24 protein-coding genes and 1 pseudogene are annotated in these 19,765 nt (G+C 69.7%); 10 read left to right on the top strand and 15 right to left on the bottom strand.

What is annotated here, in order from left to right; genetic code table 11:
* Positions 1-22: 22 nt before the first annotated feature.
* Genes dprA through QY307_11005 form a run of 3 tightly spaced genes read right to left on the bottom strand, consistent with a single transcriptional unit; the run spans position 23 to position 3,322 of the window.
* Positions 23-1,045, bottom strand: a complete 1,023-nt coding sequence (dprA, locus tag QY307_11015) for a DNA-processing protein DprA (protein WKZ82596.1) — start codon at positions 1,043-1,045, stop codon at positions 23-25.
* The gene (locus QY307_11010) at positions 1,042-2,511 is read right to left on the bottom strand and encodes a YifB family Mg chelatase-like AAA ATPase (protein ID WKZ82595.1); all 1,470 of its coding nucleotides are present in this window, start codon (positions 2,509-2,511) and stop codon (positions 1,042-1,044) included. The genes dprA and QY307_11010 overlap by 4 nt, the downstream gene beginning before the upstream one ends.
* A gap of 43 nt (positions 2,512-2,554) precedes the next feature.
* Positions 2,555-3,322: an enoyl-CoA hydratase/isomerase family protein gene (locus QY307_11005; protein WKZ82594.1), complete on the bottom strand. Its 768-nt coding sequence runs from the start codon at positions 3,320-3,322 to the stop codon at positions 2,555-2,557.
* A gap of 145 nt (positions 3,323-3,467) precedes the next feature.
* Between QY307_11005 and QY307_11000 the strand changes: the two genes are divergently transcribed.
* On the top strand, positions 3,468-3,668 hold the full coding sequence (locus QY307_11000; protein WKZ82593.1) for a hypothetical protein: 201 nt from the start codon (positions 3,468-3,470) through the stop codon (positions 3,666-3,668).
* 10 nt (positions 3,669-3,678) lie between these two features.
* Here QY307_11000 and QY307_10995 read toward each other — a convergent pair whose 3' ends face one another.
* The 7 genes and pseudogenes from QY307_10995 to cofG all read right to left on the bottom strand — a co-directional run bounded on the left by QY307_10995 (position 3,679) and on the right by cofG (position 9,264).
* Entirely contained in the window at positions 3,679-3,966 is a 288-nt protein-coding gene (locus tag QY307_10995; protein WKZ82592.1) for a YraN family protein, read from the bottom strand.
* Positions 3,967-3,983: 17 nt separating this feature from the next.
* Positions 3,984-4,301, bottom strand: a complete 318-nt coding sequence (locus QY307_10990; GenBank protein ID WKZ82591.1) for a DUF2469 domain-containing protein — start codon at positions 4,299-4,301, stop codon at positions 3,984-3,986.
* Between the two features lie 133 nt (positions 4,302-4,434).
* Positions 4,435-5,028, bottom strand: a complete 594-nt coding sequence (gene lepB / locus QY307_10985) for a signal peptidase I (protein ID WKZ82590.1) — start codon at positions 5,026-5,028, stop codon at positions 4,435-4,437.
* Between the two features lie 141 nt (positions 5,029-5,169).
* The gene (gene rplS, locus QY307_10980) at positions 5,170-5,517 is read right to left on the bottom strand and encodes a 50S ribosomal protein L19 (GenBank protein ID WKZ82589.1); all 348 of its coding nucleotides are present in this window, start codon (positions 5,515-5,517) and stop codon (positions 5,170-5,172) included.
* Between the two features lie 47 nt (positions 5,518-5,564).
* Positions 5,565-6,257, bottom strand: coding sequence for a tRNA (guanosine(37)-N1)-methyltransferase TrmD (trmD, locus tag QY307_10975; GenBank protein WKZ82588.1), 693 nt, complete (start codon positions 6,255-6,257; stop codon positions 5,565-5,567).
* 29 nt (positions 6,258-6,286) lie between these two features.
* A pseudogene (cofH, locus tag QY307_10970) lies at positions 6,287-7,318 on the bottom strand (5-amino-6-(D-ribitylamino)uracil--L-tyrosine 4-hydroxyphenyl transferase CofH).
* 809 nt (positions 7,319-8,127) lie between these two features.
* A complete protein-coding gene (cofG, locus tag QY307_10965; GenBank protein WKZ82587.1) occupies positions 8,128-9,264 on the bottom strand; it encodes a 7,8-didemethyl-8-hydroxy-5-deazariboflavin synthase CofG in 1,137 nt (378 codons plus the stop codon).
* 99 nt (positions 9,265-9,363) lie between these two features.
* On the opposite strand from cofG, the gene QY307_10960 reads away from it, so the two are divergent.
* The 3 genes from QY307_10960 to QY307_10950 all read left to right on the top strand — a co-directional run bounded on the left by QY307_10960 (position 9,364) and on the right by QY307_10950 (position 11,870).
* Positions 9,364-10,374, top strand: a complete 1,011-nt coding sequence (locus QY307_10960; protein ID WKZ82586.1) for a glyceraldehyde 3-phosphate dehydrogenase NAD-binding domain-containing protein — start codon at positions 9,364-9,366, stop codon at positions 10,372-10,374.
* Positions 10,371-11,372 (top strand): type I glyceraldehyde-3-phosphate dehydrogenase, encoded by a 1,002-nt coding sequence (gene gap, locus QY307_10955; GenBank protein ID WKZ82585.1) that lies wholly within the window; start codon positions 10,371-10,373, stop codon positions 11,370-11,372. The genes QY307_10960 and gap overlap by 4 nt, the downstream gene beginning before the upstream one ends.
* A 66-nt stretch (positions 11,373-11,438) precedes the next feature.
* Complete coding sequence (locus tag QY307_10950; GenBank protein ID WKZ82584.1) at positions 11,439-11,870, top strand: cupredoxin domain-containing protein; 432 nt, start codon at positions 11,439-11,441, stop codon at positions 11,868-11,870.
* 128 nt (positions 11,871-11,998) lie between these two features.
* On the opposite strand, the gene rimM is transcribed toward QY307_10950, so the two are convergent.
* The 4 genes from rimM to ffh all read right to left on the bottom strand — a co-directional run bounded on the left by rimM (position 11,999) and on the right by ffh (position 14,566).
* Complete coding sequence (gene rimM, locus QY307_10945; GenBank protein WKZ82583.1) at positions 11,999-12,439, bottom strand: ribosome maturation factor RimM; 441 nt, start codon at positions 12,437-12,439, stop codon at positions 11,999-12,001.
* A gap of 61 nt (positions 12,440-12,500) precedes the next feature.
* Positions 12,501-12,749, bottom strand: coding sequence for a KH domain-containing protein (locus QY307_10940; protein ID WKZ82582.1), 249 nt, complete (start codon positions 12,747-12,749; stop codon positions 12,501-12,503).
* Positions 12,746-13,222: a 30S ribosomal protein S16 gene (gene rpsP / locus QY307_10935; GenBank protein ID WKZ82581.1), complete on the bottom strand. Its 477-nt coding sequence runs from the start codon at positions 13,220-13,222 to the stop codon at positions 12,746-12,748. Before rpsP ends, QY307_10940 begins: the two co-directional genes overlap by 4 nt.
* A gap of 3 nt (positions 13,223-13,225) precedes the next feature.
* A complete protein-coding gene (gene ffh, locus QY307_10930; protein WKZ82580.1) occupies positions 13,226-14,566 on the bottom strand; it encodes a signal recognition particle protein in 1,341 nt (446 codons plus the stop codon).
* A gap of 73 nt (positions 14,567-14,639) precedes the next feature.
* Between ffh and upp the strand changes: the two genes are divergently transcribed.
* Genes upp through QY307_10900 form a run of 6 tightly spaced genes read left to right on the top strand, consistent with a single transcriptional unit; the run spans position 14,640 to position 19,440 of the window.
* Entirely contained in the window at positions 14,640-15,257 is a 618-nt protein-coding gene (gene upp / locus QY307_10925) for a uracil phosphoribosyltransferase (protein ID WKZ82579.1), read from the top strand.
* Positions 15,254-15,532, top strand: a complete 279-nt coding sequence (locus QY307_10920; protein WKZ82578.1) for an MGMT family protein — start codon at positions 15,254-15,256, stop codon at positions 15,530-15,532. Before upp ends, QY307_10920 begins: the two co-directional genes overlap by 4 nt.
* Entirely contained in the window at positions 15,529-16,833 is a 1,305-nt protein-coding gene (locus tag QY307_10915; protein ID WKZ82577.1) for a thymidine phosphorylase, read from the top strand. The genes QY307_10920 and QY307_10915 overlap by 4 nt, the downstream gene beginning before the upstream one ends.
* Positions 16,830-17,654 carry a purine-nucleoside phosphorylase gene (locus QY307_10910; protein WKZ82576.1) on the top strand — a complete coding sequence of 275 codons (825 nt, stop codon included), beginning with the start codon at positions 16,830-16,832 and terminating at the stop codon, positions 17,652-17,654. The genes QY307_10915 and QY307_10910 overlap by 4 nt, the downstream gene beginning before the upstream one ends.
* Before the next feature lie 60 nt (positions 17,655-17,714).
* Entirely contained in the window at positions 17,715-18,491 is a 777-nt protein-coding gene (locus QY307_10905; protein WKZ82575.1) for an electron transfer flavoprotein subunit beta/FixA family protein, read from the top strand.
* Position 18,492: 1 nt separating this feature from the next.
* The gene (locus QY307_10900) at positions 18,493-19,440 is read left to right on the top strand and encodes an electron transfer flavoprotein subunit alpha/FixB family protein (protein ID WKZ82574.1); all 948 of its coding nucleotides are present in this window, start codon (positions 18,493-18,495) and stop codon (positions 19,438-19,440) included.
* Between the two features lie 7 nt (positions 19,441-19,447).
* On the opposite strand, the gene QY307_10895 is transcribed toward QY307_10900, so the two are convergent.
* Positions 19,448-19,714: a hypothetical protein gene (locus QY307_10895; protein WKZ82573.1), complete on the bottom strand. Its 267-nt coding sequence runs from the start codon at positions 19,712-19,714 to the stop codon at positions 19,448-19,450.
* Positions 19,715-19,765 lie beyond the last annotated feature (51 nt).

The raw sequence follows: 19,765 nt of genomic DNA, 5'->3' as shown, positions 1-19,765 counted from the left end.
CTCCCTTGCGTCGGCGCGGACTTTACCCGTTCGTGCCCCGGCGGGCCGGGTCCTGCGGGTGGACACGGTCGCCGACGACGCGGATCCTCCCGGCCAGCCGCATGCGGCCCAGCCAGGTGGCGAAGGAGGAACCTTCGAGACCGAGACGGACGGCCAGGGCGTCCAGGGAGATTCCGGCACTGGGGAGGTCGTCGGCCGAGGGGGCGCTTCGTGGCGGCCCCAACACCAGGGACAGCGCCTCGACCAGGTCGGAGGCTCCCAGCACCGGGACGGCGCCGTCGCGAATCAGCAGGTTGCACCCCACCGAGGTCTCCCGGTCGACGTCGCCGGGAACGGCGAACACCTCGCGTCCCTGGGCCACCGCGCGCGCCGCCGTCACCAGGGCGCCGCCGGCGACCCCGGCCTCGACCACCACCACGGCGCCCGCCAGCCCGGAGATGATCCGGTTGCGCGGCGGGAAGCGCCACGCCAGCGGGGCCGCCCCAGGCGGGTACTCGCTCACCACGGCGCCGCCGGCGATCAAGTCGTCGGCAATGTCGCCATGTTCGCGCGGGTAGACGACGTCGGGCCCGCAGCCGAGCACGCCGATCCCGGCCCCCGCCCGGTGGAGGCTCCCCCGATGGGCCTCTCCGTCGATGCCACGAGCCAGTCCGGAGACCAGCACCCATCCGGCATCGGCGACCGCCGCTCCGAACGCCCGTGCCAATGCCCGCCCGTAAGCGGTCGCCCGACGGGTTCCCACGACCGCCACCGCCGGCCCGCCGGGGATCGTTCCCCGCACGAACAGGGTCGGAGGCGGGTCCTCGATCGCGGCCAGCGCTTCGGGGTATCCGGGCTCCCCCAGGAACACCGGCCGGGCACCACAGCGCTCCAGCCTGCCCAGCAGGGTGTCGGCGGGAACGATCGAACCGGCATCGACACCGTCGACACGGCCGCCGCGGATGGCAGCCACCGTCCTCTCGGCGCTTCCCCAACGGGTCAGCAGTTCGCCGAGGCGTCCCGGGTGCAGGCCCAGACCGGCCAGTTCGAGCAGAGCGGTGCTCACAGATCGACCCTCAGCGAGAGCGCCTCGGCCACGTGGTGGTCACCGATGCTGTCGGCACCCTCCAGATCGGCGATCGTCGACGACACCCTCCTCAGCCGATCCCAGCCGCGTCCGGTGAGGGCGCTGCGGTCCACCGCAGCCCGAAGCATCTCCAAGGCGGAGACATCCCAGTTCAAGGCGTCCAGCCGCACTCGATCGAGCGAGCGGTTGAGCACACCCCGCATCCGCTGACGCTCCCTGGCGGCGGCGACCCGCATGCGTACCGAAGCGGCCGACTCCCCCGAAGGGCCCATGAGCCCTTCTCCGTCGACCCTCCCCACACCGACCCTCAGATCGAACCGGTCCAGCAGTGGTCCCGAGAGACGCGATCGGTACCGGGTCACGGCCGACGCGCTGCAGCGACACGCCACCCTCCGATCCCCGAGGTACCCGCAAGGACACGGGTTGGTCGCCGCAACCAACTGGGTTCGGCAAGGGAACTCCACCGAGACCCCCTTGCGGGCGATGTGGACCACACCTTCCTCGACAGGCTGGCGCAACATGTCGAGAAGACCGCGCGGGAACTCGGCCAATTCGTCGAGGAACAGCACCCCTCGGTCGGCCAGTGTGAGCTCCCCAGGCACGGGAACACCAGAGCCACCCCCGAGGATGGCCGGGGCGGTGGCGCCGTGGTGGGGGCTGCGAAACGGAGGCCGACTCGACATCCGCAGCGGGCGCCCGGCGGCGGAGTGCGCCTGGGCCACCTCCAACGCCTCGTCGGCGGTCAGGTCGGGCAAGATGCCGGGCAGGGCGCGGGCCAGCATCGTCTTCCCGGAGCCGGGTGGCCCCAACAGCAGCAGGTGGTGGCCGCCTGCCGCCGCCACCTCCAGTGCCCGGCGCGCCAGGACCTGGCCTCGCACCGCTCCCAGGTCGACCCATCCGGCTCCGTCATCGCCACCTCCGGCGACGGGGCGTGACCCGTCGCGGTCACCGGAGGCGACGGCGATAGCCTCTGCCAGCGTGGCCACACCGTGGACGTCGCCTCCAGAGAGGGCGGCCTCGCCTGCGGCATCGACACCGACCAGGCATCGCTCGTTGCGGCGGCGGGCCACCATGCCGGCGGCCAGGCAGCCGCGTGCCGGCCTCACCGCGCCATCGAGTGCCAGCTCGCCGAGGGCGACCACCCTGGTGGCGCCTGGCGGGATGTGCCCACAAGCGGCGAGCACTCCCAGGGCGATGGGGAGGTCGTACGCCGAGCCCACCTTGGGGAGGTCCGCCGGGGCCAGGTTCACGGTCACCCTCCTCATGGGGAAGCGATGGCCGGTGGCTGCGATCGCCGACCGAACCCGCTCCCGAGCCTCCCGCACGGCGGTGTCGGGGAGGCCGACCAGCGCAAAGGCCTCCTTGCGGCCGGACACGTGCGCCTCGACCCTCACCGGACGGGGAACCACCCCAACCAGGGCGGCCGAGGTCACCGAGGCGAACACCCGGCCAAGGTATGCGAACCTGCGGCCGGGGGCTAGGGGGTCGTCACCGTCCGCGGAACTCCGGATCCCTCTTCTGCAGGAACGCCGCCACCCCCTCGACGACGTCGTCCGACGACATGAGCATCGCCTGGGCCGCCTGCTCGTAGGAGAGGGCCTCCTCGAACGACATCTCGAACGAGCGGTCGAAACCGGCCTTGATCATCCGCTGTGCCAGGGGTGCGCCCGAGGCGAGGACGCCGGCGGCCCCGGCAGCTGCCGCCCTGAGCCCGTCGGGAGCGACCACCCTGGTCACGATCCCCAGTCGCTCCGCTTCGGCGGCATCGAACATGCGCCCGGTGAGGGCGAGTTCCTTCGCCCTGGCGAGGCCGATGCGGCGCGGCAGCAGCCAGGTGCCTGCAAAGTCGACCGTGAGCCCGCGGCGCACGAAGATCTCGGCAAACCGGGCCCGATCGGTGGCGATGAGCAGATCGCAGCCCAATGCCAGGTTGAGGCCGGCGCCGACCGCCACGCCGTCCACCGCGGCCACCGTCGGCTTGGTGATGCGATGCAGGGCGCGAGCGGCGGCACCGACCCGTGCCATGGCCTCATAGGCATGGACCATCTCCCGCCCCTGGAACCCGGTCCCCAGATCGGCTCCCGAGCAGAAGTCATCGCCGGCACCGGTCACCACCAGCGCCCGAAGATCTGATGCCTCGAAGTCGTCCAAGTGGCCGGTCAGCACCTCCCACTGGTCGGTGGGCACGGCGTTGCGGCGGCCCGGATTGTCGAGGGTGAGCCACCGCACCGGCCCTTCGTCGACCACATGGAACATGGGCGGGACACTACCGCCCCTCGCCGTACCATGACCCCATGGGCTTCAATCCTCTGCGACCGGGTCGAACCTCCCCCTCCGAGATGGTGGCGGCGGTGGTCGGACTCGTGCTCACGGCGCTCGTCCTGTGGTGGGCGCTGGCGGGATGACCACCATGGACGACGAGGTGGTGAGCCCGGTTCAGCCCCATGCCGCCCGCAAGCGCTACCTGTGCCCCAGCTGCGACGGCTTCATCGAGCCGGGCGAGGGTCACCTGGTCGTGGTGCCCGAGTTCGAACCAGACCTGCGCCGGCACTGGCATCGGGCGTGCTGGTTTCAGGAGATGCGGCGGCGGCACGGGAGGTAGGCCTCGCCGATCACGCCACGGCGCGAACCCAGGAGATCGTCGCCCCGCCCGGCCCCAGTGTCACCGTCACCAGGTCGATGCGCTCCGGCGTCGGACGCAGTCGGGCAGCGGCCTGGCGCATTCGCCGACGCTTCTGATCGGTCAACTGCACGATCGGGTCCTCCCCGACCCTGGTCTTGACCTCGACGGCGACCAGGCGCCCCTCAAGGGTGACGATCAGATCTATCTCGCCGCGACCGGAGCGGACGTTGCCGACGAGAACCCGCGCCCCCCGCCGGGCGAGGAAGGCGGCGGCCACGGCCTCACCGAAGGCTCCTAGATCGTGTCGTGATCCGGCGGCTTGAACTCCGGGTGCTCCACCTCTTCGACGTTGACGTCGCGAAAGGTGAGAACCCGCACGTTCTTCAAGAAGCGCGCCGGTCGGTACATGTCCCAAACCCAGGCATCCTCGAGTCGTATCTCGAAGAACACCGTTCCGCCGGCCTCACGCGTCTCGAGGTCGACCTGGTTGGCGAGGTAGAAGCGCCGCTCGGTCTCGATCACGTAGCGAAACATCGGGAGCACGTCGTGGTACTCCCGATAGATCTGCAGTTCGACGTCCGATTCGTACCGTTCGAGGTCTTCTTCGCTCACTGGGTCTCCCGGTGCGACCGTTCGATGTCGCCGACGGATGATATAGCGCGATGGAACCGAGCGGAGGGCGCCGGCAGAAGGCACCCTTCGGTCCGGTGTTCCCCAGACTTGTACACCCTGGCGGTGCCCACGACTAGAGGCCTCCCCAGCGGCCCGGAGGCCACACCTTCACGAACGCCCGGCCCACGACGTCCTCCGCGGGAACCGGTCCGAAGCGCCTGCTGTCCTCGCTCTGATTGCGGTTGTCCCCCATCACGAAGATGTGACCCTCTGGAACCGTGACCGGGCCGAAGTCGGCCATGGTGATCCCCTCCCGCAGGTAGGGCTCGTCGATGGCCGTTCCGTCGACGATCACACGGCTGTCCCGGATCTCGATGGTCTGCCCCTCGACGGCGATCACCCGCTTGATGAGGGCGGTGTCGGGCGTGCTCAGTCCGAGTGCCTCCCCGACGTTGCGCAGCACGGCGCCGAAGAAGGTCTCGCCGTCGTCGTGCGGCGCCAAGGGCGAGTCGAACACCACCACGTCGCCGGGTGAGGGATCGCCGAACCGGTAGGCGAGCTTGTTCACCATCACCCGGTCGCCTTCCATGAGAGTGTCGCGCATCGAGGCCGACGGGATGTAGAACGCCTGGACCAGGAAGGTCTTGATGATCACCGCCACGGTGAGGGCGACCACGACCAGGATGGGCAGTTCCCTCCAGAACGAACGCTGCTTCCCGATGACCACCGACTCTCCGGGATCGGAGCCGAATGGATCGCCCTGCAAGTTGGGTTCGAGCTGTGGAGCGGACCTGGGCTCCGGCTCGGAGTCGGGAGGTTCTGGTGTCACCGCGCAGCGCCCACGGGCACCTGGTCCGCCGGGGCGGTCCTAGTCCCGCTTCTCCTTGATGCGCGTCGCTTTGCTCCCGACGCGGTCGCGCAGGAAGTAGAGCTTGGCCCTTCGAACGTCGCCGCGGCGGGCGACCTCGATCGAAGCGATGATCGGCGCGTGGACCGGAAAGATCCGCTCCACGCCGACGCCGAAGGAGATCTTGCGCACGGTGAATGTCTCGGAGAGTCCGCCCCCGTCGCGTGCGATGACGTTGCCCTCGAAGGTCTGGATCCGCTCCCTGCCGCCCTCGACCACCCGGACGTTGACCTTGACGGTGTCGCCGGGACCGAAGTCGGGGATGTCGTCGCGCAGGTAGGCGGCTTCTACGTGGTCGAGCGTGTTCATGGAGCGTCCTCCGGAGGAGCCCGGACGGGCGTCCGGTCGGGGCGATGTTAGCCGTCCCCGTCGGGGACGGGTAATTCGGGTAGCAGGTCGGGACGCCGCCTGCGGGTGCGATCCAGCCGCTGCTGCCTTCGCCACTCGGCGATGCGACCGTGGTCCCCGGAGAGGAGCACCTCGGGCACCTGCCACCCGCCGAACTCGGCAGGCCGGGTGTACTGGGGCTCCTCGAGCAGCCCATCGCCGGCAAAGCTCTCCCCGGCGGTCGACTCCGGGTTGCCCACCACGCCGGGGACCAGCCTGCCCACCCCTTCGACGATCGCCAGGGCTGCCGCCTCGCCACCGGCGAGTACGAAGTCGCCCAGCGAGACCTCCTCGTCGATGAGGTGCTCGGCCACCCGCTCGTCGACGCCCTCGTAGCGGCCACATACCAGGGTCAGGTGTTCGAGGCGCGCCCAGCGCTCCAGGCAGTCCTGATCGAGTCGCCTACCCGCAGGGGTCAGCAGCACCCGATGTGAGTCGCCGAGTGGCTCCAAGGCGGAAGCCAGCGGCTCCACCATCAGCACCATTCCCGGACCGCCACCGAAGGGGGCGTCATCCACCTGACGGTGAGCACCGAGGCCGTGGGCCCGCAGGTCCACGGTATCCACATCGAGCAGGCCCTCGGAGATGGCTCGCGCCACGACGCCAACCCGCAGCGGGCTCTCGAAGAACGCGGGAAACAGGGTGACCACACTGATGCGCACCGGCCGAGGGTATCGCGCCCGACGGCCCTTCAGTCGGCGACCTGCAGGATCTCGTAGAGGGTGCTGCGCCGGGCGGGTGCCCGGCCGGCGGAGGTGATGGTCGCCTCCAGATCCCCGGTGCCGACCATCTGCCCGTGGGACGCCCCCGCCGCCCGCGAAATGCTCTCGTCCATCAGCGTCCCGCCAAGATCGTTGCAGCCGGCGTCGAGCAGTCGGGCGGCGCCGTCGAGCCCCAACTTGACCCAAGATGTCTGAATGTTCGGAATGAGGCCGTCGAAGGCGATGCGCGCCACTGCGTGTACCAGCACCACCTCGTCCCAGGTGGGCCCGGGGCGAGCCCTCCCCCGCAAGAAGATGGGGGCCCCCATATGCACGAACGGGAGGGGAACGAACTCGGTGAACCCCCCAGTCTTGCGCTGGATCCGGCGGAGCACCTCGAAGTGCTCCGCCCAGGATGCGGGCCCGTCGACGTGTCCGAACATCATGGTCGCCGTCGATCTGAGCCCCAGGCCATGTGCCGTCTCCATTACGTACGCCCACTGTGCCGTGGTGATCTTGTCGGGGCACAGGTGCCGGCGCACGCCGTCGTCGAGGATCTCGGCCGCAGTTCCCGGGAGGGTGCCCAGACCGGCGTCGCGGAGCCTGCTCAGGAACTCGGGCACTCCGAGCCCGAGGGTCTCGGCACCCTGCCACACCTCGAGCGGGGTGAAGCCATGGATGTGCATGGCGGGGGTGACCCGTTTCACCGCTTCCACCACCGAGACGTAGAAGTCACCGGTGAACTCGGGATGGATCCCCCCCTGGAGGCAGACCTCGGTGGCACCGGCATCCCAGGCCTCCTTGGCCCGGGCCGCCACCTCATGGGTCTCCAGCAGGTACGGCTCGCCGCGTAGCGAGAGCGATCGAGGCCCCTTGGAGAAGGCACAGAACCCGCACCGGAAGTAGCACTGGTTGGTGTAGTTGATGTTGCGATTGACCACATAGGTGACCGTGCTGCCGACGGAACGGCGGCGTAGCTCATCGGCGGTCTCCGCCACCGCCTCGACCTCGGCGCCGCGACTCCGCAGGAGGCGCTCCACCTCGCGCTGGTCGGGGACGATCCCGTCGCGCGACCGCCGCAGGATGGCGGCGATCTCGCCGCCCCGGTCCGGCCGACGCCCGCGGGACCAGGCGGAGTCTCCCCACTCGGCGGACAGCCGCCCCTCGGCCGGCACCGGCAGGTCACGACCGGGTGCCCATTCGTGGCGAGGGCGTCCCGCACCCGAGCCGTCGGTGAGCCCCAGCCAGGCGGTGAACACCTCCGCCGGCAGCACGGCCCGAGCCTCGTCGACTCCAAGGCCGATCGGCAGGGCGGTGCGCTCCACCAGAAACCCGTCGAGGCGGTCCCGCAGCTCACCGATGCTCGCCGTGTCCCAGTCGCGCAGCAGCAGGTCGCCGGCACCGGCCGCCACGGCGGTGATCGCGTCCTCGACCGAGTCGACGAAAACCGACACCGTGGCGTCGAGCCCGGGAAGGGCGGCGAGACGCGCCGCCCCGGCGACCCTCCGGCGGCCGGCTCGCAGGTACCGGGCGCCCGAACGCGACAGCGCAGCCAGCACTTGCTCGTCGGGACCTTCGTACCTCACGGTGATCATCCACCCGGCGGTGCCCGCCGCCGTCATCCCGTCGACCGCCGAGGGCGCCACCACCCAGGCGGCGACGCCCCTGGGCTCGGCGCCCGTGGCCACCGGAAGCAGCCCGGCACCGAGTGTGGCGGCGAGGTCCTGCGGGGTCGGGGCGGACAGCTCGAGCGCAGTGGTCCCCTCGCGCCTGCGCGAAGCGGCGACTCCGGGCGACACCGGTCCCGAGCGACGCAGGCGCAAGAAGGTGATCATGCAGACTCCAATCGTGGGGAGAGAGCGTATCCATCGGAATCGGCCGCCTCCAGCAGACGGGGCAGCAGGCCCGGATCGATCCACTCCTCGCTCAGATACTGCGGGTACACGGGAAGCCTGGGGACGAGCCGGAATCCGGCTGCCGTCGTCCTGCGCTCCAGGTCGTCGAGGTGGGGCCAGGGCGCCTCTGGATTCACCCAGTCGATGGTGACCGGTGACACGCCGCCCCAGTCGTTGATGCCTGCATCCAGGTAGACCTCGAACCTCTCGGTCAGGTTGGGCGGCACCTGCAGGTTCGCCTCCGCCCCCAGGATCCAGCGCGCCACCGCCACCACCCGGGTGAAGAAGGCGACCGTGGGCTCGGGCCGCCCCCGCATGACGGTGCCCCGCTTGGCCCTGAAGTTCTGCACGATCACCTCCTGGACCGCTCCCGACTCCGCCGCCGCGGCAGTGATGGCGAACAGGCTGGCCACGATCTCCTCGACGGTCTCCCCGATCCCGACCAGGATCCCGGTTGTGAACGGGACCCGCACCCTTCCGGCGGCAGAGATCACCTCCAGCCGAAGCGCGGGCTCCTTGTCCGGGCTCCCGTGATGCGGCATCCCCGGCTCCATCAGCCGCGCCGAGAAGTTCTCGAGCATGAGACCGGCCGACGGGGAAACCGGCCGCAGGGCAGTCAGGTCGGTGTCGGTCATGATCCCCGGGTTGACGTGCGGAAACAGGCCCGTTCCCTCCAGCACTGCGGCGGCCTGCTCCACCACGTAATCCATCGTCGATCGCAGGCCCTGTTCGTCCAGGAACCGGCGGGCCTCCGGCCATCGATCCTCGGGGCGATCGCCGAGGGTGATGAGTGCCTCGGTGCACCGTCGATCGGCACCGGCTCGCGCCACGCCCAGGACCTCCTCGGGGGTCATGAAAGCGCCGCCGGCTCCGGGCGACCTGGCGAAGGTGCAGTAGGAGCAGCGATCCCGACACAGCGTCGTCAGCGGAATGAACACCTTGCGCGAGTACGTGACGGTTCGACCCCTGCCCTCGTCGCGCAGGCGAGACGCCTCGGCGAGGAGGCCGCCGACGTCACCGCGACCTCGGATCAGGGATGCGGCCAGTTCCGGATCGGGGGCGGGAAAAGGCATGTGGTCAAGGTAGACCGGGCTCGGTCCACAGTCCACCCGGAGTCGACACCCGGTCGGCGGCTGCTTGGATGGCGACGCCGTCCACCTAACCTGCTGCAGGTGACCACCCGCATCGGACTCATGGGCTTCGGCAGAATCGGCCGCAACGTCTTCCGGCAGGTGCGGGAACGCAAGGACATCGAGGTGGCGGCGATCGTCGACGTCGCCGACCCGGCCGCACTCGCCTACCTGCTCGAGTACGACACCATCTTCGGCCGGTACCCCGACGACGTGTCCTTCACCGACGGTCACCTCGTCGCCGGACCACTGCGGATACCGATGCTCTCCACTCCCGAGCCGGGCGGCGTCGACTGGGCGGCGCTGGGTGTCGACATCGTGGTGCAGGCGACCCGCAAGCATCGCACCGCCGAGCACTGCGCCCGGCACCTGGAGAGAGGAGCCCGCAGGGTCATCCTGGCCTCCACGCCCGAACACCCGGGTGACATGGACACCGTGATCCTCGGCGTGAACGATCACATGCTGGGACCGGAGGACCGCATGGTGGCGCTCGGATCCAACTCCTCCAACGCCCTGGCACCCACCCTGAAGGCCCTGCACGCGGCGTTCGGCGTGGAACGCGCCCTCTTCACGATCGTTCACGCCTTCACCAACGAGGCCCGGCTCGCCGACGTGCCCGGCGGGGAGTTTCGTACCAGCCGGGCGGCGGCAGAAAACATCATTCCGGCGGCCACCAACGCTGCCGGGATCGTGGAGGTGGCCCTCCCCGAGATGGCGGGGCGTCTCGCCGGAATCGCCCTCAACGTCCCGGTCGCCGACGGTTCCAACGTCGATCTGGTCGCTTTCCTGGGCAGACCCACCGATCGAGAAGAGGTGAACGCCGTCATGTCCCGGGCCGCCGAGGCATCCCACGTCCTCGCCTACACCGAGGATCCGATCGTATCCAGCGACGTGATCGGAGATCCGCACTCGGGTACCTGGGACGGGCTGGCCACGATGCTGGTCGACGGGACCCTGCTCAAGGCGGTCGTCTGGTTCGACAACGGCTGGGGATACGCGGCGCGGGTGGTCGACATGATCGGCCTCATGTCAGCTCTCGAGGAGGACTCATGAGGGTCGCCATCAACGGCTTCGGGCGGATCGGGCGGTCCGTGTTTCGTGTGGTCGCCCAGCGACCTGATTCGGGTGTGGAGATCGTGGCGGTGAACGATCTCGCCGACGACGCCATGGCCGCCTACCTGCTCAAGTACGACACCGTCATGGGCGAGTTCCCGGGCGAGGTGACGGCAAGAGACGGTCGCCTGATCGCCGGCGGCCGCAGCGTCGCCCTCCTCACGGAGAAGGATCCCGGCCTGCTGCCCTGGGGCGACCTCGGCGTCGACGTCGTCGTGGAGTCGACCGGTGTGTTTCGCACCCGCGAGACCGTGTCGCGCCACCTCGAGGCCGGCGCCTCACGGGTCGTTCTCACCGTGCCCTCCAAGGACCCGCTCGACGCCACGATCGTGCTCGGCGTCAACGACGAGGCCCTGACCCCCGAGGTGCGCCTCCTCTCCAACGCCTCGTGCACCACCAACTGCCTGGCACCGATCGCCAAGATCCTCGACGACGCTTTCGGCATCCGGCGCGGGGTGATGACCACGGTCCACGCCTACACCAACGACCAGCGTTTGGCCGATGTCCCCCACCGGGACTTCCGGCGCGCCCGGGCCGCCACCGAGAACATCATCCCCACCTCGACCGGTGCCGCCAAGGCGGTCGGCGAGGTGTTGCCCAAACTCAAGGGGCGCCTCGACGGGATGGCGATGAGGGTTCCGGTACCGGATGGATCGACCGTCGACCTGGTGGTCGAGTTGGAGCAGGGCGTGTCCGTGGAGGAGGTCAACGGTGCCGTGAGGCACGCCGCAGAGGCCTCGATGGCGGGGATCGTGCAGTACTCCGAGGCGCCCCTGGTCTCCAGCGACGTCATCGGCAACCCCCACTCGTCGGTCTTCGACGCACCGCTCACGCAGGTGCTCCACGGGACCACGCTCAAGGTCCTCGCCTGGTACGACAACGAGTGGGGATACTCCAACCGAGTCGTGGACCTGATCGAGCGCATCTCCGCACTCTGACGAGAACCCCGTTGCGCTACCGACCGAACGGTCGATAGACTCGTGACAGGTTTGGAGGAGGGGCGCGTGACCGCTGGGGATGTGCGGACGATGGCAGCACCGAGGCCCCGTCCGCACATCCTCGCCGGGCTCATCCTGACGACCTGGCTCACGGCAGCCTGTTCCGGTTCGGCGGAAGCCCCGACCACCACCATTCTCGAGCCGGCCACGACGACGACCCTTTCGACGACGACGGCCCCCGGCCGCCCCACGTTCGAGGTTGCCGTGGTCTCGTTCCGGTTCGAGCCTGCCCAGGTGAAGGTTCCCGTGGGGGCTTCGGTGACGTTCGCCTTCCAGCAGGGGACCCACACCAGCACCGCCGAGGACGGATCCTGGGACTCGGGTGACATGGCGGCAGGAGGCACGTTCGACGTCGTCTTCGACGGTCCGGGAGAGTTCCGCTACTTCTGCTCCATCCACCCGCAGCAGATGCAGGCGGTCATCACTGTCGAAGGGTGACCGAAGCGCCATCGGTCGGCCCGGACACCCGGAGTGACCGTCGACGGTTCTCCCTGAACAGTGGAGTGATCAGAACAGCCGCGGCCGCTCCCACCACGCTCCAAGCAGGGCCCGTTGGAGACCGGCACTCAGGGCCCGGGGAACAGGCCCCCTGGGTCGTGGATCACGATGGTGTCGTCGGTCGCCTCGCCGACCAGAGCCGACACGAAAGGCACCAACACCTCGATTCCGTCCGCCGTGGTGATCACCAGCCGATCCTGGGCGGTGGCCAACTCGACGGCGGTCACCTCCCCCAGGACCGAGCCATCCGGATCGATGGCGGTGAGGCCCACCAGCTCATCGGGCCAGAACTCGCCCTCGCTCAGGTGCCGGCGAGTCGCCGCCTCGGCGAAGAGATCGAGGCCGCGCAGGCTCTCGGCGCCCCTCCTGTCATGGTGGCCTTCGAAGGCAACCACCAGCCCCCGGTCCCGATGCGGCGAGGAGCGAACGACCGTCAACACGGAGCCGTCGGCGGTGACGAGGCGTGACCCGGGCAGGAATCGGGAGGCGTCATCGGTCGTCGGCAGCACGGTCACATCGCCCCGCAGGCCGTGAGGCCGGCCGCAACGGCCGACCGGGACCAGGCCGGAGTCAGTCGATGAACTCAACGCGAGCCTGGAGACCCTCTTCATCGGCAGCGGCCTGAGCGAGCACTCGAATCGCCTTGGCGACCCGTCCCCGGCGGCCGATGACCCGCCCCATGTCCCCGCGTGCGGCCCGGACCTCGGCGATGACCTCGTCCGGGCCCTCCTCGACGATGGTCACCGATACGTCATCCGGGTGCTCGACGATCTCGCGAGCGATGTACTCGACCACCCGCTGCACGATCTCGCCCTTCACGACTCCTCCCCCGAGTCGTCCGCCGACGAGCCCTCCACAGTCTCCCCGGCCTCGCCGGGCTCCTCGGCCTTCGGCTCCGCATCACCGGCGGTGGCAGCCTGGGATGCCTCGTCCTCGGCGATGAGGGCTGCTTCGATCACGGCCTCGTCCTCGGCGGCGGCAGCCTTCTGCGCCTCCGCCTCGACGACATGAACCTTCGCCGGGCGCGCCGGTCGGCGCGCCGCCGGCGCCGAGACCGCCCCGGAGATCTGCAGCAACTTGCGAGCCTGGCTCGACGGCTGGGCACCGTTGGCCAGCCAGTAGGCGGCGCGCTCGTTATCGATCTCGACCAGCGAGGGCTCTTGCCGCGGGTCGTAGCGGCCGATCTGCTCTATGTAGTGCCCATCGCGAGGGCTGCGGGCGTCGGTCACGACGACCCGATACGAGGGCTGCCGCTTCTTGCCGATTCGCGTCAGGCGGATCTTCACCGCCATCGGTCACCTCTTCCTTCTGCGCCGTTGCCCCGGCAGGGCGAGGCCCGGAATCGGGCTGCGTCCACCGGCCAGCGTCTTCATCATCTTCTGCATCTCGGCGAACTGCCGCAGCAAGGCGTTCACATCCTGGGGGGAGGTTCCCGACCCGGAGGCGATGCGCCGCTTGCGGCTTCCGTCGATGATCTTTGGGTCCCGCCGCTCGCCGGGCGTCATCGACCGGATGATCGCTTCCACCCGACCGAGGTCCGAATCGGACACCCCCGACCTCATCGAGGCCGTGGCGGCACCCGGGAGCATACCAAGCAACTGCCCGATGCCCCCCATCCGGCGAAGTTGCTGGAACTGCTCGAGGAAGTCATCGAAACCGAAGGACGCCTGGCGCAGCTTCTCGGCGGCCTCTGCCGCATTCCGCCGGTCGAGGGTCGCCTCTGCCTTCTCGATCAGCGTGAGCACGTCGCCCATCCCCAGGATGCGCGACGCCATCCGCTCCGGGTGGAACACCTCGAGATCGCCCGGCCCCTCGCCCACCCCGGCGAACTTGATGGGCATACCGGTGACGGCCCGGGCGGAGATTGCGGCTCCGCCCCTGGCGTCGCCGTCGAGCTTGGACAGCACCAGGCCGGTCACCCCTGCCCGGTCCAGGAACCCCCTGGCCACCGAGACGGCCTCCTGGCCCATCATGGAGTCCAGCACCAGGAGCACCTCATCCGGCTTGGCGGCGGAACGCACCGCCGCCAGCTCGTCCATGAGCGGCTCGTCCACCTGAAGGCGGCCGGCGGTGTCGATCACCACGGCGTCGAAGCCCTCCGCCGCCGCCCTCTTTCGCGCCTCCCGGGCCAGCCGTTCGGGCTTCGCCTTGCGGTCCACCAGCACCGGGACCCCGATCCGGCCCCCCAGGGCCTCGAGCTGATCGATCGCAGCCGGACGCTGCAGGTCGGCAGCCACCAGAAGCGGCCGCTTCCCCTGCGCCTTGAGCCGCTCGGCGAGCTTCGCCGCCGTCGTCGTCTTCCCGGACCCCTGCAGGCCCACCACGAGCACCACCAGCGGCGGTCGCGAGGCCGTCGCCAGCGCTTCCGCCTTCTCCCCCAAGGTGGACACCAGCTCGGCGTTCACGATCTTGATCACCTGCTGCCCCGGGGTCAGGCTGGAGGCGACCTCGGTCCCTCGCGCCCGCCTTCGCACCCGCTCGACGAGCTCGGCAACCACCTCGACGTTGGTGTCGGCCTCGAGCAGGGCCAGCCGCACCTCGCCGAGGGCGGCGTCGAGATCGGCGTCGCCGAGCCGCCCACGGCCGGTGAGACGCCCGAGTGCTCCCGAGAGCCGTTCGGTGAGGCCTTCGAACATGCCCCCCAGGGTAGGGAGCCAAGGGTGCGGGACGGTCACTAGCCTCGGTGCCGCACCCGGCATCGGAGCAGCCATGAGCCTCACGGTCCTCGATCACCCGCTGGCGAGCCACTACCTGACGATCCTGCGTGATCGAACCACCCTGCCCGAAGAGTTCCGGGCGGCGGCACGCAGGCTGTGCTACTTCCTTGTGCACGAGGCGACCCATGACCTCCCGGTACGGGAACGCCCGGTGGAGACCCCGCTGGAGACGACATCGGGCCACGAGACGTCGAAGGTGGTGGCGATCGCCGTCCTGCGGGCCGGCCTCGGGCTGCTCGACGCCGTGATCGACCTCATCCCCTACGTGAAGGTCGGGTTCGCCGGTGTCCAGCGCAACGAGGAGACCGCCGAGCCGATCGAGTACTACTTCAAGCCGCCGGACCTGGAGCGAGCCACGGTCCTGGTGTTGGAGCCGATGCTGGCCACGGGAGGATCGCTGGCATGGGCGGTCGGCAAGGCCAAGGAGTCCGGGGCGTCGCGCATCATCGCCCTCTGTGTCGTCGCCGCCCCGGCTGGCGTCCAGCGTATGGAGTCCGAGCATCCCGACGTGCGCATCGTCGCCGCCGCCCTCGACCGCGACCTGAGCGACCACTTCTACATCCAGCCCGGACTCGGCGACATGGGGGACCGCCTCTTCGGAACCACGTGACCCCGTTCGAGGCGGCGGTGGCCGCCGTCCTCGAGTCCATCCCCGAGGGCGAAGTGATCACCTACTCCGAATTGGCCGCCGAGGCCGGGCACCCCGGAGCAGCCCGCGCCGTGGGACGCTTCCTGGCGAGAGAGGGTGCCGGCTACCCATGGTGGCGGGTGGTGACCGCCGCCGGACGGCTGGCGCCGGGCCACGAGGCCGATCAGGCACGAAGGCTGAGAGGCGAGGGGGTTTCGGTTCGAGGCGGCCGCGTGGGCACAATGGGGGAAGGATGAACGTCGTCGAACTGATCCAACGCAAGCGCGACGGCGGAACCCTCGCCGGCGGCGAGATCCGAGATCTGATCGCCGCCTACACCACCGACTCGGTGCCCGACTACCAGATGTCGGCTCTGTTGATGGCGATCTTCAAGGAGGGGCTCGACCCCGACGAGCTGGCGGCGTGGACCGACGCCATGCTCCACTCCGGCGATGTGCTCGACTTCTCCCACGTCGGCGCACCCAAGGTGGACAAGCACTCGACCGGTGGTGTCGGCGACAAGGTGAGCATTCCCCTTGCCCCGTTGGTCGCCGCCTGTGGCGTGGCGGTTCCGATGATCAGCGGGCGGGGCCTGGGCCACACCGGCGGCACCCTGGACAAGCTCGAGTCGATACCGGGGTTTCGCACCGGGTTCGACCGCGGCGAGTTCACCGCACTCCTGGAGCGCAACGGTCTGGTGCTCGGGGGCCAGTCCGAGACCCTGGTCCCCGCCGATCGCCGCCTGTACGCCCTGCGCGATGTCACCGGCACTGTGGAGTCGATCCCGCTCATCGCCTCCTCGATCATGTCGAAGAAGCTCGCCGAGGGGCTCGATGGCCTGGTGCTCGACGTCAAGGTGGGGAGCGGTGCGTTCATGAAGGAGATCGACGGCGCCCGCGACCTGGCGAGGACGATGGTCGGAATCGGACGGGCGGGGGGCACGGCGACCACCGCCCTCATCACCGACATGAACCAGCCGCTGGGCCGAATGGTCGGAAACGCCAATGAGATCGCCGAATCACTCGAGGTGCTCAAGGGAGGTGGACCGGAGGACCTGGTGGAGCTGGTGCTTCGCCTGGGATCCGAGATGCTGCTCCTGGGTGGGCTCGCCGACGACCCTGCCGCCGCCGAAGCAAGGCTGCGCCGGGCGATCGACGACGGCAGCGCATTCGAAAAGTTCGAACAGGTGGTCGTCGCCCAGGGAGGGGACCCGAAGGCATTGCACGATCCGTCGCTCCTCCCATCCGCACCGGAGGTGGAGGTTGTCGCCGCATCCCGCTCCGGGACGGTGACCCGGTGCGACGCCCTGGATGTGGGGCATGCCGCCGAGAGGCTCGGTGCGGGACGAGCCACCAAGGACGATGTCATCGATCTCGGGGTCGGCTTGACCGTCTTCGCCAAGGTCGGAGACCGGGTCTCGGCGGGCGACCCGCTTCTCGAGATCAGATGGCGCGACCGGGTTCGGCTGGAAGATGCCCTTCCGCTCGCACACCGCGCCCACGAGGTCGGAGATGGACCGGTCACCAAGCCACAGCTGATCCTGGAGAAGATCGAATGAACCGCCACCGCCTCGACGATGCTGCGGCGACGATCGCCGAGCGAACCGGGCGCCCGGGCCACCGGCTCGCAGTGGTGCTCGGTTCCGGGCTATCCGGCTACGCCGCAGAACTGCCCGGAGCGATCGAGCTGCCCTACCACGAGATTCCTGGATTCCCCACCCCCCGGGTCGAGGGTCACGCCGCCTCGCTCTTCTCCGCCGACCTCGGGGGACCGGTCCTGGTGCTGGCGGGAAGGGTCCATACCTACGAGGGATGGGAACAGGAGGACGTCGTGTTCGCGGTACGGACCGCCGTCCGAACGGGGTGCTCGACCGTGCTGCTCACCAACGCCGCCGGCGGGGTCGGCGACGGACTGTCCCCGGGCGATCTGGTGCTCATCCGCGACCACCTCAACCTCACGGGACGCAACCCGCTGGTGGGCGCCAACGACGACTCGCTGGGACCGCGCTTCCCGGACATGTCCGAGGTGTACCCCCAGAGGCTTCGTGACCTGGCGCGCAGGACCGGAGAACGGGTCGATGTCGACCTCGGGGAAGGCGTCTACGCCTGGTTCCTGGGGCCGTCGTACGAGACCCCGGCCGAGGTGCAGATGGCGAAGCGGCTCGGCGCCGACCTGGTGGGCATGTCCACGGTCCCGGAGGCGATCGCCGCGCGACACATGGGTGCCGCCGTCCTCGGGATCTCGCTGGTGACCAACCTCGCGGCCGGGATCTCCCCGACTCCGCTCAGCCACGAGGAGGTGACGGCCACCGCCGCCGCAGCCCGGGGGCGATTCACCCGGCTGCTCGACTCCCTGCTTCCCGCCCTCACCTCCGGCTGACCCCGGCCGGGACGGTGTCGGGCCGTCCTAACATCGCCCCGACCTCGACCGAGGAGGGTCATGAAGATCGCCGTCTGCATCAAGCAGATCCCGGATCCGGCCACGCCGTACACCCTGGATCCCGACACGCACTTCGTAGCGCGCCCCGAAGATCAGGTGCTCGACGACACCGACCGCCACGGCATCGAACTGGGCCTGCAGCTCGCCGAGGAGACGGGCGGTTCCGTCACCCTGGTGTCCGTGAGCCCGGCGGGGAACCTGCAAGGGGTGCGCCAGGCCCTGGCCATGGGGGCCGACAAGGCGGTGGTGGTCAGCGATCCGGCGCTTCGCGGTTCCGACGCCCTGGTGACCGCCCGGGTGCTCGCCGCCGCCATCGCTCGCCAGGAGATCGACCTGGTGATTGCCGGAACCGAGTCCTCGGACGGCTACTCGGGAGTGGTGCCGCAGATGCTCGCCGAGTTCCTGGAGCTTCCCGCCCTCACCTTTTCTCGCAAGGTGGCCCTGCACGAGGGCTCCCTCCGGCTCGAACGGCAGACTCCAGACGGGTATCAGGAGGTCGAGTCCCCGATGCCGGCCCTGGTGTCGGTCACCGCAGGCGCCGTGGAGCCAAGGTACCCGACCTTCAAGGGGATCATGCAGGCGAAGCAGAAGGAGGTCGAGGTCCTCACCGCCGCCGATCTCGGCTTCGAGCCGGGCCAGGTGGGTGCCGCCGGATCGGCACAGCAGATCGTCGGCGTTCGACCCGCCCCGGAACGGGCCTCGGGGCTGAAGGTGACCGACGAGGGCGAGGCGCACCTGGAGATCGTGAAGCTGCTCGAGAAGGCGAAGGTGATCTGAGATGAGCGTGTGGGTGTTCACCGAGGAGTCCTCCGGCAGGCCGTCGCCGACAGCACTCGAGCTGCTGACCGCCGCCGGCGGCTTCGCCGACGAGTCGAACGTGTTTCTCGTCGGTCCGGGAAGCCAGGAGGCGGTGGCCGCCCTGGGTGCCCACGGGGCGACCCGGATCCATCACCTGGATCCCGGCGAGGCACTCCCCGCCGCAGGAGCGGCCGCCGCCCTCGCCACGCTGGTGGCGCCCGGCGATCTGGTGCTGTTCGGAATGGGTCCCACGGACCGCGACGTCGCCGGACGGCTCGGGGCCAGGCTGGGGGTTCCGATCCTGGCCAACGCCGTCGCCCTGGACCCGGCGGGAGCCACCGTGGTGAACGAGATCCTGGGCGGAACCACCCTGGTGGAGACCGCCTTCACCGGTCCCGGGCCGCACCTGGTGGTGGTTCGACCCAAGTCGTTCGCCGCCGAGCCTGCCGGCGGATCGAGTCCCGAGGTGATGCCGGTCGAGGCTCCCGAAACCGGCCACTCGGGCGTCGCCCGGATCGTGGCCAGGCACGTCGAGGCCTCGGAAGGGCCTTCGCTCACAGAGGCGGATGTCATCGTCAGCGGCGGCCGGGGGATGGGCGACGCCGATCGGTTCGCCATCCTCGGCGAGATCGCCGGCCTGCTCGGGGCCGCCGTCGGGGCGACGCGCGCCGTCGTCGACTCGGGCTGGGTGCCCTACGCCATGCAGGTCGGCCAGACGGGGAAGACGGTCAAGCCCAACGTCTACATCGCCTGTGGCATCAGCGGTGCCATGCAGCACCTGGTCGGGATGAAGGATTCGGGGATCATCATCGCCATCAACAAGGACGAAGAGGCACCGATCTTCGGGATCGCCGACCTGGGGGTGGTCGGTGACGTCCATCAGGTCCTGCCGAGGCTGCTGGAAGCCCTGCGGGCCCGATCCGGCTGACGGCCGCTCAGTCGTTCGACAGCGGACCTGAATCGACTCGGGTTCGGCCCTCGACCAGGAGGTCGCTCGGAACGGGCTCCGGAAGGTGCGTCGCCCCGACCATCACCAGAGCGGCAAGACCGGCGACGGCCCACCATGCACCCACCGAGTCGAGGCGTGCGGCGACGACGGCGACGAACACTGCCAGGGTGACCAGGGCCCATCCGGCACGAAGACCCAGGCGGTGGCCGACGGTCACCTTCCAATCGGAGGTGCGGGCTGTTGGTGCGGTCATCTCCCCCCTATCGGCAGTGACATCACCGGGTTGAACATCGATTCGTCCCGA

It is taken from the genome of Acidimicrobiia bacterium, from assembly GCA_030584185.1.
In the GTDB taxonomy this organism is placed as follows: Bacteria; Actinomycetota; Acidimicrobiia; order Spongiisociales; family UBA11373.
This window is presented reverse-complemented; position numbering and strand designations above follow the sequence as displayed.